Raw genomic sequence first — 13,353 nt, forward strand, 5'->3', positions numbered from 1 at the left:
TCGGGTCTTTCCACAGCGCGATGTCGCGGCTCATGTTCACTTCCTGCGGCATCCAGTGGTTGGCGCAGGTGGCGAGGTACTTGTCCCAGGCCCACTTGTACTTGAAGGGAACGAGCTGGTTGACGTCGGTCTTGGCGTTGATGATGCGCTTGTCGGCGGCGTTGACGCGGCGGTGGCTGTCGCTGGACGCCGCCGTCGAAGCAGCGACCGACACGGCGTACAGGCCGTTCGATTCAGCGGTGTTCAAGGGGGTGGCGGAACGCGGGGTGTCTTCCCAGACCAGCATGGCTGACTTCCTAGTGGGGGTGAATTATCGGAATGTTGCGCCCAAACACCAAGCGTTTCTTCGGCTTTCAGGCCCTGAAACACAGGTGTTCGGATCGCTTCATCACACGGTCATGGCCGAAGCCATGTCACTGACAGGCTTCGCAACCCGGATCGTCGATCGCGCAGAACTTGACATCGGTGGCCGGCGTCGCATCCGCTGCCGCCGCCATCAATGCCTGGGCTGCGGCCGCCGCCTTGTCGAAGGAGGACGGCGCACCGCCCGAGCTGACCGCGTTGTGCGAGCCGGCGCCGACGGTGGACTTCTCGGCGCTGGTGGCGCTGGTCGTGCGGAGGTAGTAGGTCGTCTTCAGGCCGCGCAGCCATGCCAGCTTGTAGGTCTCGTCGAGCTTCTTGCCCGAGGCGCCGGCCATGTAGATGTTCAGCGACTGCGCCTGGTCGATCCACTTCTGGCGACGCGCTCCGGCCTCCACCAGCCAGCGCGGCTCGACCTCGAACGCGGTTGCGTACAGGCGCTTGAGTTCCTCGGGCACGCGGTCGATGCGGCGCAGCGAGCCGTCGAAGTGCTTGAGGTCCATCACCATGATGTCGTCCCACAGGCCGAGCTTCTTCAGGTCGCGCACGAGGTACTCGTTGACGATGGTGAACTCGCCCGACAGGTTGGACTTGACCGACAGGTTGCCGAAGCTCGGCTCGATCGAGGCGTCCACGCCGATGATGTTGGAGATGGTCGCCGTCGGGGCGATGGCCACGCAGTTCGAGTTGCGCATGCCGACTTCGCCGATGCGTCGGCGCAGGGCGGCCCAGTCCAGCGTCTCGGACGTGTCCACCTCGACATAGCCGCCGCGCTGTTCGGCCAGCAGCTTGAGGGAGTCCAAGGGCAGGATGCCGCGGTCCCACAGCGAGCCGGCGTAGCTCTGGTAACGACCACGCTCGGCGGCCAGATCGGTCGAGGCCCAGTAGGCGTGGTAGCAGATCGCCTCCATCGAGCGGTCGGCGAACTCCACCGCTTCCTGCGACGCATACGGCACGCGCAGTTGGTACAGCGCGTCCTGGAATCCCATCAGCCCCAGGCCGACCGGGCGGTGGCGCAGGTTCGAGTCACGGGCCTTCTTGACGGCGTAGTAGTTGATGTCGATGACGTTGTCGAGCATGCGCATCGCCGTCGAGATCGTCTTCTTCAGCTTGGCGGTGTCGAGCACCTTGGCGCCGGTCGGGCTGTCCGGATCGGCCTTCAGGTGATGGGCCAGATTGACGGAGCCGAGGTTGCAGACGGCGATTTCTGCACTGTTAGTATTTAAAGTGATCTCCGTGCATAAGTTAGATGAATGCACCACGCCGACGTGCTGCTGCGGCGAGCGCACGTTGCAGGCGTCCTTGAACGTGATCCACGGGTGCCCGGTCTCGAACAGCATCGAGAGCATCTTGCGCCACAGGTCCACCGCCCGGATGCGCTTGAACAGCTTGATCTCGCCGCGCTGCGCCATGGCTTCGTAGCGGGTGTACGCCTGCTCGAAGGCGATGCCGAACAGGTCGTGCAGGTCCGGGCAGTTTGACGGCGAGAACAGCGTCCAGTCACCACCTTCCATCACGCGGCGCATGAACAGGTCGGGAATCCAGTTCGCCGTGTTCATGTCGTGGGTGCGGCGGCGGTCGTCGCCGGTGTTCTTGCGCAGTTCGAGGAATTCCTCGATGTCGAGGTGCCAGGACTCCAGGTAGGCGCAGACGGCACCCTTGCGCTTGCCGCCGTTGTGCGCAAGTCCTGCGACGGTCTGGTACGACTCGTCCACATCGACCTTCAGATCGACCACCATCGGCTTGGGCGTGATCGGCTGGATCGACCGGACACGCGAGAACACGATGCCGTCGCGCTCGATCCAGTTGCGCTTGGTGACCGGCGTGCAGCCGATCAGGGTCGCCAGTTCCTGGATCGCCGGGATGCGCAGGTCGATGCAGGTGCCTTCGCTGTCGAACACCACTTTGGAACCGTCCGAACGCTGGCCCACATGGTTGTAGCGGCGGATACGCTTCTGGCCCGATACCGGTACACCCAGTCGCAGCATCTGATACCGCACACCCTCGGCGAGCGGTTCGGACGATGACGTGAACGTCAGTTCCTTGCCACGCGAGACGCAGCCATCGGTTTCCAGCAGACCACGCACCAGCGCCAGTGTCTGCGAGCGAGGCAGGTGGGCCAGACGCGGGGCGATGCGCTTGTGGTGATTCGCGTCGTAGAGGTCGTCGTAGGCGAACGGCATCGTCGCAGCACCCGCACTGACAATGCGACCCGTCGTGCCGTCACGCAGCACGCCACGGCCCGAAGCCCAATGGATCTGCGCATAGGTCTCGCCGCGTGCGGTTTCCCAGCAATGGATGCCTTGTGCGCCTAGGTACTGGCGCACGAAGTCAAGGTGCTCGTCGCGCTGCGGGTTGCCGGACACGCCCCACTGCATACCGTCCTTCGACAGGTGGCCGTCGCCCAGCAGGATGCCGTACAGGTACGCATCGTCCTCGGTGAACCCTTCCACCGGCACCACCTCGGTCGGGATGGCGAAGCCGATGTAGTCGCCCTGCACCAGTTGACCGGACTCGACCCAGGCCGCCGCGACCTTGCCCTTGTCGAGCCATGCCTCGGTGCGGGCATTGGCCTGACCCAGCGGCACGCCCTGGATCGCCAAGAACGGATGCGCGTCCGTCACCAGCAGCGGCTCGACCGTGTGCTTCACGTCGATCGCGACCATCGGGTCGGTCTGGTTGTAGACCATGCGCTCGGTGACTTCGCGGTACTGGCCGCTGTGGCCAAGCACCAGGTCACCGGGGCGGATGTCGCGGATCGGGCGGGCGCCTTGGTCCGTGTAGACCAGCGTGTCCGGCGCGAAGCACTGGTTCACCGCAACCGCCGTGTCATTCACCACCTTCAGAAACGGCACCACCCCCTGCGACTCGCCGTTCGTCCCCTTGATGTGGCTGCCAAGCGCCCGCACCGAGGTCCAGTCATTGCCCAGACCGCCCGCGAACTTCGACAGCAGCGCGTTGTCCTTGATCGCCTCGTAGATGCCGTCCAGGTCGTCGGGCACCGTCGTCAGGTAGCAGCTCGACAGCTGCGAGCGCCGCGTGCCGGCGTTGAACAGCGTCGGCGTGCTCGACATGAAGTCGAAGGTGGACATGACTTCGTAGAACTCGATCGCGCGGGCCTCGCGGTCGATCTCGCCCAGCGACAGCCCCATCGCCACGCGCATGAAAAACGCCTGCGGCAGCTCGATGCGCTGCTTGCGGATGTGCAGGAAATAGCGGTCGTACAGCGTCTGCAGGCCGAGGTAGTCGAAGTTCATGTCGCGCTCGGGCTTGAGCGCCGCCCCCAGGCGCACGAGGTCGAACTGCGCCATCCGCTCGTCCAGCAGTTCGGCATCGATGCCGCGGCGGATGAACTGCGGGAAATACTCGACGTAGCGTTGCCCCATCTCGTGCTGCTGCACGTCGTCGCCGAGCACTTCGCGGCGGATCGTGTGCATCAGCAGCCGGGCCGTCACGCGGGTGTAGCCGGGATCTTTCTCGATCAGCGTGCGGGCCGCCAGGATCGCCGCCTTGTACACCTCGTCCACCGGCACGCCGTCGTACAGGTTGCGGCGCGTCTCGGCCAGCACCGGCGCGGCCGTCACCTCGTCGCCCAGATCGGCACACGCCGACTCGATCAGCAGTTGCAGTCCGCCCTGGTTCAGCGGCACGCGCTGGCCATGGTCCTGCACCACGAGGTCGGCGGGCGGCTGCGCGGGCGGCTGGCCCTTGCTCAGACGCGCCTGGGCATGGCGCTCGCGGTAGAGCACGTAGGCCCGTGCCACGTCATGGTGGCTGCCGCGCATCAGGCCGAGTTCCACCTGGTCCTGCACGTCCTCGATGTGGAAGGTGCCGCCGCTGGGACGCGAGCGCAGCAGCGCGCGCACCACCGACTCCGTCAGCGTGTCCACCGCCTCGCGCACGCTGGCCGAAGCCGCCCCTTGCGCACCGCGCACCGCCAGAAACGCCTTCATCATCGCCACCGCGATCTTGTGCGGCTCGAAGGCCACCACAGCGCCGTTGCGGCGGATGATCTGGTAGCCAGCGTAGGCCGACGCCGTGCTGGTGCCCGTGGCAACGCTCGGAGGGGACTGGGGATGCGTGGGGCTGGAGATGGCGGTTTGCATGGGCGGGTCGCTCCTTCTTGGTCTGGCCTGGTCGTGTCTTGTCGTGTCTTGTCGTGACGGATCGTGACGACACAAAGAAAAAGGCACCGTCTTGGGGAAGGCGCCTTGGACTTTGTTGGTGGGCGCTGAGAATATCACCACGCTACCGGTAGCGTGGTTGGAATATTTTCAACACTACCGCTAGTGTCCCATTGACAAATCCCGGACTGACCAAGCCGACTGCACCATGCTGCGACGCAGCAAGCGGACCAGCCGCCGCCCGTCGAATCCGGGTCCGGGATCGCCCTTGCGGCCGGGCGCCACATGTTCGTGACCAACCACTTCCGCGACAGGCCAGACAGACGCGGCGTCACGCAGCAGCCGGGCCGCCGCGCGGTACTGCGCCGCCTCGAACTGCCGGCCTTCCAGCCCTTCCAGCTCGATGCCCAGCGCGTAGTCGTTGCAGTTCGGTACCCCGCGCCAGACCGAAGTGCCCGCGTGCCACGCCCGCTCGCCGATGCCGACAAACTGCACGATCTCGCCATCCCGCCGCACCAGGAAATGTGCCGAAACCGCCACGCCGGCCAGCCCGGCGAAATACGGATGCCCGGCCGGGTCGAGCCGGTTGGTGAAAAACCGCTCGATCGCATCGCCGCCGTAGCGCCCCGGCGGCAGGCTGATCGAGTGCATCACCGCCAGCCGCACCGCCAGCCCCACCGGACGCGGCCCGAAATTGGGACTCGGCACCCAGCGCGCCGGCCGGTACCAGTCGCCCTGCCACAGCCCGCGCCGCACCACCCGGCGCCGGCGCCAGCGCAGCCCGCCGCTCATGGCGCCAGATCGCCGAGCGCGTCGGCGTCCTCCGCCGTGGGTGCGTCGCCGGCCACCTGGATGCCCAGCCGTGCCATGCGGTAGCGCATCTGGCGCAGGGTCAGGCCCATCGCGGCGCCGGCGGCGGTGCGGTTGTAGCGGTGGTGCTCCAGCGCCCGCACCAGCACCTCGCGCTCGACCTCGTCGAGGTGGGCCACCAGATCGGACGGCACCACCGCAGGCACATCGACGCGGCCGGGCAGCACCGGCATCGGCATCGGCATCGGCATCGGCATCGGCATCGGCATAGGCGCAGCAATGGACACCGCCACGCGTGGCCCCTCTGTCAAGCCCAGATCCACCCCATCGATCAACCCACTGGACGACAGCGCCACCGCCCGGTGCAGCAGGTTCTCCAGCTCGCGCACATTGCCCGGAAAGCTGTGCTGCGCCAGTGCCTGCAGCGCCGCCGGGGTCAGCCGCGGCACCTCCGCCAGCATCGACTCGCCCGCCACCCGCGCCAGCACCGCCTCGCACAGCAGCGGCAGATCGTCCAGCCGCTCGCGCAGCGGTGGCACGCGGATCTGGATCACGTTGAGCCGGTAGTACAAGTCCTGCCGGAAGCGTCCCGCGGCGACCTCGCAGGCCAGGTCCTTGTGCGTCGCGCTGACGATGCGCACGTCCAGCGGCACCTCCGCCACCGCGCCCACCGGCCGCACCGCCCGCTCCTGGATCACGCGCAGCAGCTTGCTCTGCATCGCCAGCGGCAGATCCCCGATCTCGTCGAGGAACAGCGTGCCGCCGGACGCCGCCTGGAAGAACCCTTCGCGGTCCTCGTTCGCCCCGGTGAAGGCGCCCTTGCGGTAGCCGAAGAACTCCGCCTCCAGCAGCGGTTCGGGAATCGCGCCGCAGTTCACCGCGATGAACGCCCCGCCCGCCCGCTGACCCACCTGGTGAATCGAGCGCGCCACCAGCTCCTTGCCCGTGCCCGATTCACCGTGGACCAGCACCGGCGCCATGCTGCGCGCCACCTTGTCGATCAGCACCCGCACCTGCTGCATCACCGGCGTGCGCCCGCCCATGCGCTGCAGGGCGTCGGCTGCCAGCGGCTCGGCGGGGCTGCGGACGGCGGCGCGGCTGTTGCGCGGCGCCGCACCCACCGCCAGCGTCGCCACCCGGCCCAGCGCCGACGCCACCACGCTGCGGAACTGCCGCAGATCGACCGGCTTGGTCAGGTAGTCGTAGGCGCCGGACTTGAGCGCCTGCACCGCGTTCTCGGCCGAACCGTAGGCGGTGATGACGATGGTTTTCTCGGGGCGCCCGGCCTGCTCCAGCCGGCGCAGCAGGTCCAGCCCGGTGCCATCCGGCAGGCGCATGTCGGTGATGATGGCGCTGTAGCGGGCGGCGCTCAGCAGCGCCCAGGCTTCCTCGACCGTCCCCGCGGTCTCGATGTCGTAGCCCTCGCGCAGCAGGGCGAGTTCGTAGAGCGTGCGCAGGTCCGGCTCGTCATCGACGACCAGCAGGCGGGGCGGGGCGGCAAGGCTCATGCGGTGGGGGCTGGGGATTCAGCCGGTGTGGGGGCGAGGGCGACACGCGGCATCGCCACGAGGAAGACATTGCGGTGCCGGGCGCCGGGGCCGCGCGGCCGGAAGTCGATCGACGCACCATACCGGGCGCACAGCTCGCGGCAGATGTACAGACCCAGCCCGGTGCCGCGGCTGCGGGTGGAGAAAAACGGCTCGAACAGGTGCGGCTCCACGTCGGGCGCGATCACCTCGCCGTCGCTGGCCACCGACAGCTCGATGCGCCCCCCGGCCCGCGCCGCCACGCGCACCCAGACCGCGTGTGGCTGGCCGCTGCCGTGGCGCAGCGCGTTGTCGAGCAGGTTGACCAGCACCCGGCGCAGGTGCTCCGGATCGAAGCGGGCCGGCAGCGGCTCATCCCCCACATCGACGAACAGCGCGCTGCGGTCGCTGTCGGCCGCCGGCAGCCCGGCCGTGCGCGACCACTCGCCGCACAGCCGTGCCACCTCCGCCCCCAGCTCGACCACCGGCGCATCGCTCGACGCCCCCGGCGACACCTCGGCCACGTCGTCCACGATGCGCTGCAGCCGCTCGACGTTGTCGGCCACCATGCGGCTCAGGCGCTGCTGGCCGGGGTCGGTGAGGTCTTCGGCGAGCAGGGCGTTGGCCTGGGCGATGGCGGCCAGCGGGTTGCGGATCTCGTGGGCGATGCCGGCGGAGACGCGGCCCATCGCGGCGAGCTTTTCCTGGCGCGCCCGCGAACGCAGCGTGCGCACGTCCTCCAGGAACAGCACGCACAGCGCCTCGCCCGAGCGGGCATCCCGCCGCCGCGTGAAGCGCATCCGCACCCGCAGCGGGCGTTCTTCGGCCGGCGTGTCGGTGCCGATCGGGGCCAGGCGCAGGCTGAGTTCCTGCCCGCCTTCGGGCCAGACGCCGCTGGCATAGCCCCGCGCCAGCGCCTCGCGCAGCGGCTGCCACGCCGACAGTTGGTGCAGGTCGAAGGGCATGAAGCGCCGCGCCTTGGGCGCCCCGATGAGCTGCAGCGCCGCCGGGTTGGCCGCCTGCACCCGCCCGTCGCGGTCGGCCACCATGACACCGTCCTGCATCTCCTCGATCATCAGCCGGTTGAGCCGCGCCTGCTGGCGGGCGAGTTCGAGCGTGCTGCGGGCGGCCAGTTCCTGGCGGGCGAGGCGGTCGGACAACTGGCCCGCCAGCATCGCGATGGTCAGCACCCCGCCCCCGGCAATGCCCGCCTGCATCAGCGCCGCGGCCAGATCGGCATCCGTCAGCGCGCCCCACCACGCCACCGCCAGCAACAGCAGCACGACCAGGGAGGCCACCCCGTAGGCATGGCGCCGCGGCATCAGCGTGGCGGCCATGAGCACCGGCAGCATGTACAGCGCCGCCACGTTCACCGCAGAACCCGCCGTGAACAGCAGCAGCGTGAAGGCCAGCAGGTCCACCCCGATCGTCGCCAGCGCCCAGCGTCCGCGCAGGTGGCCGGACGGAGCCATGTAGCCCGCGGGGGGGGCCGGCCAGACCAGCACCGCCAAGGCCCCCAGCACCTGCGCGCCGCACACCAGCAGCGACGCCCACACCGGCCGCCCGCCCAGGTACGCCACCACCAGCACTTGCACCCCGAGCAGCAGCAGCCCCAGCAAGGCCCGCGCGATGGTGAAGGCCCGGAAGATGCGCAGGAAGGAGGCGGGCGGATCGAGGCGGTGGCTGCGCCGCGCGGCCGGGGGTGCCGGCGTGGAGGTCAGCGGGGGCGGCAGTGGAGCGGCGGATGGCGTGGCCGTGCGCGGCAGGCCCATCGGCTGCGTGCGCTCCAGGCCGAAGCCGAGCGTGGTGAACCAGTGTTCGTCGGACACCGGCGGCGCTCCTCAGACCCGACCGAAGGGTGTGCGTGGCCCGGCCTGCCGGTGGGCGGGCGAGCAGTAGGGCTGGCCGGCGTGCTGTTCGCTGTCGGCCGAGGTGAGGTGCATGCCGCAGTGGGCGCAGCGGGCCAGGGTCTGCACGGCGCGCCCGGACGAATCAGGCGCTGGCGCACTGTCCCGCCGGGCAGGAGGAGGCACGCGCCGCGCCCCGCGCAGCAGCCACACGACCGCCAGCACCGTCAGCAGGACCAGCAGCAGCTTCATGCACCACCCCCGACCATGGCACTGACCAAGGGCCGGTGCAGCAAGACCTCCAGCACGAAGCGCGAGCCGACATAGGCCAGCAGCAACAGCACCGCGCCCGCATACAACCCCCGCGTGGCCATGCGCCCGCGCCAGCCGAACGCCTGCCGACCCGCCAGCAAGCCCGCCAGCACCGCCCAGCCGAGCAGCGAGAACACGGCCTTGTGGTCCCAGTGCCAGACCGGCGTGACCCACACCCCCAGCGCGAGCGCCAGCGACAGCACGACAAACCCCGCCCAGACGAAGCGGTAGGTCAGCTTTTCCAGCGTCAGCAAGGGCAGTGCAGGTACGGGTGCAGACACTGGTGCGGTGACTTCCGCGCGCAGCCCCGGCTTCTTCATGCGCAGGCGCATTGCCCGCTCGGCGCGGTCCAGCCACGCCGCATGGAGCACCGCCGCCGCCACCAGCCCGTAGGAAGCCAGCCCGAGCATCCAGTGCAGCGGCGCCCACGGCGAAGCGGGATACAAACCGCCCTCCCCCGGAAACAGCAGCGCCAGCGCCAGCGTGCCGCCACCCAGCGCCGCCAGCAGCCGCCGTACCCCCGGCAGCGGCACGAAGCGGCTCTCCACCGCATGCACCGCCAGCACCATCCAGGCCGTCGCCGACAGTGCGGGCGCGAAGCCGAACCGGGCGCCCTGCATCACCAGCCCGATGCCGAACAGGTGCGCCAGACCGGCCACGCCATGCAGCCCCCAGGCCAGCGGCAGTGCCCGCCGCGCCCAGGCACCCGCACCGGGCAAGGCCGCCAGCGCATAGGCGGCCAGCGCCAGCAGCGAAGGTGCCAGCGACCAGACGGACAGGCCGTGCGCCAGGGGAGTCGAGGGGGTCGATAAAATCACCTGCACAGTGTACTTTTCCTAGTCAACCAGGACACCCGATGGCCTCCGCCCTTTCCGAACGTCTGTCACGCCTGGTCAAGTCGATGCGCGGCCAGGCCCGCATCACCGAGTCGAACGTCCAGGACATGCTGCGCGAGGTCCGCATGGCGCTGCTGGAGGCCGACGTGGCACTGCCGGTGGTCCGCGACTTCGTCGCCCGCGTCAAGGACCGTGCCCTCGGCGCCGAGGTGGCCAACTCGCTCTCGCCGGGGCAGGTGCTGGTGAGCATCGTCCACAAGGAACTCGCCGCCACCATGGGCGAAGGGGTCTCCGACCTCAACCTCGCCACCCAGCCGCCGGCGGTCATCCTGATGGCCGGTCTGCAGGGCGCCGGCAAGACGACCACCACCGCCAAGCTGGCCAAGCACCTCATCGAGCGGCGCAAGAAGAAGGTGCTGACCGTCTCCGCCGACGTGTACCGCCCGGCGGCCATCGAGCAGTTGAAGACCGTGACGAAGCAGGCCGGCGCGGAGTGGTTCCCGTCCACGCCCGACCAGAAGCCGCACGACATCGCGCTGGCCGCCATCGACTACGCGAAGAAGCACTACTTCGACGTGCTGCTGGTGGACACGGCCGGCCGCCTCGCGATCGACGAAGCCCTGATGGCCGAGATCCGCGACCTGCACGCCACGCTGAACCCGATCGAGACGCTGTTCGTCGTCGATGCGATGCAGGGCCAGGACGCGATCAACACCGCCCGCGCTTTCAAGGAAGCCCTGCCGCTGACCGGCATCGTGCTGACCAAGCTGGACGGCGATTCCCGCGGCGGTGCCGCCCTGTCGGTACGGCAGATCACGGGCGCGCCGATCAAGTTCGCGGGCGTGTCCGAGAAGATCGACGGCCTCGAAGTCTTCGACGCCGAACGCCACGCCGGCCGCGTGCTCGGCATGGGCGACATCGTGGCGCTGGTCGAGGAGGTCCAGAAGGGGGTGGACATCGACGCCGCCCGCAAGCTCGCCGACAAGGTCAAGAGCGGCGAGAGCTTCGACCTGAACGACTTCCTGGCGCAGATCAGCCAGATGAAGAAGATGGGCGGCCTGAGCGGACTGCTCGACAAGCTGCCGGCCGAACTCGCCGCGAAAGCCGGTCAGGCCGACATGGGCAAGGCCGAGAAGGACGTGCGCCGCATGGAGGGGATCATCCACTCGATGACGCCGCTGGAGCGCCGCAAACCCGACCTGCTCAAGGCCAGCCGCAAGCGCCGCATCGCCGCCGGAGCGGGGGTGCATGTGCAGGAGGTCAACCGCATGCTCAACCAGTTCGAGCAGATGCGCGACATGATGAAAAAGATGAAAGGCGGCGGGATGATGAAGATGATGAAGCGCATGGCCGGCAAGAAGGGGATGCCGGGCATGGGCGGGATGGGTGGCATGGGTTTCTGACGGGTCTTCACGGTTGTAACAGTCAGACGGTGATGCAGGCACACAACCAGATGCTGTTACATCCATCACACCTTCGCCGGGATTGACGCCAAGCACCCGGACAGGTAGCTTGACGGAATGAATTTTTCATCTCTCGTCTCCTTTCTCTCCGGCAATGCAACCCTGCTGCTGGCGGGCTGTGTGGGCGCGGCGGTGCTGCTGTGGCTGTGGCGCCGTTTCACCACCCGTCCGACCGACTCTACGCGCACCGGCCGGCCGCGTGCGCTCGACGCGGTGGACACTGTCATCGGCTGGCCCCCGGAAGCCACGCGCGTGCTGACGCTGCGCCACCAGCGGGCGCTCGAAGTGCTGCGCCGCGCGGTGCCCGAGCACATGATCCTGGCGCAGGTGCCGCTGTCGCATTTCATCAAGGTGCCGACGCGCCACTCCTACGTCGAGTGGCTGCGCCGCGTCGGCCATGTCTGCGTGGACCTGATGGTCTGTGACAGCGCATCGAACGTGGTGGCGATCATCGAGGTGCGGCAGGCGGACAAGGTCGATTCGGAGCGTGCCCGCAAGCGCCAGCAGCGCACCGAACGGGTGCTGCGCGCGGCGGGCATTCCGCTGCACGTCTGGAACGAGGCCTTCCTGCCGGACCCGATCGCCGTGCGCAAGGCGCTGCTGAACGATGCGCCGGACGCCGTTGCGGTGCCGCTGCAGGACACCGGTCCGGACACGGCACCGCTGGACACGGCAGTGCGTGGTTCGCGCGTGCGGGCATTCGACGGGCGTGACCTGCCGGGCTACCGGGAGCCACCGCGCAGCACCTGGTTCGACGAACTCCACGCGACCCAGCCGGTCCAGCTCGATGGGGTCGATGTGTCACTGGATGTTCTGATGCCGCCCATGTCGGAAACGGACAGGCAAAAAAAGAGCCCCAGCATGCTTGCTGGGGCTTATAAGCCTTAACGCTGTCAACACGGTAAGGCACCTGCTCAGGGAGGAAAAGCAGGGAGCGAGCACCTAGCGGCGCATCGCTCAGGAATGAGTTTAACATCAAGCCCGCCTTTGACAAGGTAAGGGGTGTCCCGTAGAGCGGTGGCATCCTGCTGGATGTAGAAAAACGCCACTCTGCCCGCTGCCCCACCGTCCGCCATGATCCCTCCCGCCCGCTACCCCCTGAGCCGCCCCCGCCGCCTGCGCCGCGACACCTTCACCCGCGATCTGGTCCGCGAACACCACCTGCGCTGCAGCGACCTGATCTACCCGGTGTTCGTGCTCGAAGGCCAGGGGCTGGTGCAGGAGGTGGCGTCGATGCCCGGTGTGCAGCGCCGCAGCCTCGACCAGTTGCTGCCGGTGGCGGAACAGTGCGTGGCGCTGGGCATTCCGGTGATGGCGCTGTTCCCCGTGCTGGGCAGTGCCGGCAAGACGCCCGACGGCCGCGAAGCCACCAACCCGGACGGTCTCGTGCCGACGGTGGTGGCCGAGCTGAAGAAGCGGTTCCCGGAACTCGGAATCATGACCGACGTGGCGCTCGACCCCTACACCTCGCACGGCCAGGACGGCCTGCTCGACGACACCGGCTACGTCCTCAACGACGAGACCATCGACGTGCTGGTGCAGCAGGCACTGGTGCAGGCCGAAGCCGGCGTGGACATCGTCGCCCCCAGCGACATGATGGACGGCCGCATCGGTGCGATCCGCCAGGCGCTCGAAGCCCGCAAGCTGATCCACACCCGCATCATGGCCTACAGCGCCAAGTACGCCAGCGCCTTCTACGGACCCTTCCGCGATGCAGTCGGCTCGTCGGGCAACCTGGGAAAAAGCAACAAGAAGGTCTACCAGATGGACCCCGGCAACAGCGACGAGGCACTCCGCGAGGTCGCGCTCGACATTGCCGAAGGGGCCGACATGGTGATGGTCAAGCCGGGCATGCCGTACCTGGACATCGTACGCCGCGTGAAGGACGAATTCCGCGTGCCGACCTTCGCCTACCAGGTCAGCGGCGAGTACGCGATGCTCAAGGCCGCCGCCCAGAACGGCTGGCTAGACCACGACGCGGTGATGATGGAATCGCTGCTGGCCTTCAAGCGCGCCGGGGCCGACGGCGTGCTCACCTACTTCGCGCTCGACGCCGCCCGACTGATCCGCCAGGG

General features: G+C 68.5%; 10 protein-coding genes. 3 read left to right on the forward strand and 7 right to left on the reverse strand.

Annotated elements, in window-relative coordinates:
• From QZW52_RS15600 to QZW52_RS15630, 7 genes are all read right to left on the reverse strand, one after another.
• Positions 1-286 (reverse strand): ribonucleotide-diphosphate reductase subunit beta (locus QZW52_RS15600; RefSeq protein ID WP_294000476.1); only part of this gene is annotated, 286 nt, incomplete at its 3' end.
• Between the two features lie 127 nt (positions 287-413).
• Positions 414-4,466, reverse strand: coding sequence for a ribonucleoside-diphosphate reductase subunit alpha (locus tag QZW52_RS15605; RefSeq protein WP_294000478.1), 4,053 nt, complete (start codon positions 4,464-4,466; stop codon positions 414-416).
• A 180-nt stretch (positions 4,467-4,646) separates the two neighbouring features.
• Positions 4,647-5,276, reverse strand: coding sequence for a 1,6-anhydro-N-acetylmuramyl-L-alanine amidase AmpD (ampD, locus tag QZW52_RS15610; RefSeq protein ID WP_294000480.1), 630 nt, complete (start codon positions 5,274-5,276; stop codon positions 4,647-4,649).
• Positions 5,273-6,802 (reverse strand): sigma-54-dependent transcriptional regulator, encoded by a 1,530-nt coding sequence (locus QZW52_RS15615; RefSeq protein WP_294000482.1) that lies wholly within the window; start codon positions 6,800-6,802, stop codon positions 5,273-5,275. The genes ampD and QZW52_RS15615 overlap by 4 nt, the downstream gene beginning before the upstream one ends.
• Entirely contained in the window at positions 6,799-8,649 is a 1,851-nt protein-coding gene (locus tag QZW52_RS15620) for a sensor histidine kinase (RefSeq protein WP_294000483.1), read from the reverse strand. Before QZW52_RS15620 ends, QZW52_RS15615 begins: the two co-directional genes overlap by 4 nt.
• A 12-nt stretch (positions 8,650-8,661) precedes the next feature.
• Positions 8,662-8,919, reverse strand: coding sequence for a PP0621 family protein (locus QZW52_RS15625; RefSeq protein WP_294000485.1), 258 nt, complete (start codon positions 8,917-8,919; stop codon positions 8,662-8,664).
• Complete coding sequence (locus QZW52_RS15630) at positions 8,916-9,797, reverse strand: cytochrome C assembly family protein (protein WP_294000487.1); 882 nt, start codon at positions 9,795-9,797, stop codon at positions 8,916-8,918. Before QZW52_RS15630 ends, QZW52_RS15625 begins: the two co-directional genes overlap by 4 nt.
• A gap of 38 nt (positions 9,798-9,835) precedes the next feature.
• Here QZW52_RS15630 and ffh point away from each other — a divergent pair, with 38 nt between their 5' ends.
• The 3 genes from ffh to hemB all read left to right on the forward strand — a co-directional run.
• Complete coding sequence (gene ffh / locus QZW52_RS15635) at positions 9,836-11,218, forward strand: signal recognition particle protein (protein WP_294000488.1); 1,383 nt, start codon at positions 9,836-9,838, stop codon at positions 11,216-11,218.
• A 117-nt stretch (positions 11,219-11,335) separates the two neighbouring features.
• Positions 11,336-12,166 carry a DUF2726 domain-containing protein gene (locus QZW52_RS15640; RefSeq protein ID WP_294000490.1) on the forward strand — a complete coding sequence of 277 codons (831 nt, stop codon included), beginning with the start codon at positions 11,336-11,338 and terminating at the stop codon, positions 12,164-12,166.
• Between the two features lie 186 nt (positions 12,167-12,352).
• Positions 12,353-13,353 (forward strand): porphobilinogen synthase (gene hemB, locus QZW52_RS15645; RefSeq protein WP_294000492.1); only part of this gene is annotated, 1,001 nt, incomplete at its 3' end.

The organism is Sphaerotilus sp. (assembly GCF_013299175.1).
Classification (GTDB): Bacteria; Pseudomonadota; Gammaproteobacteria; order Burkholderiales; family Burkholderiaceae_C; genus Sphaerotilus.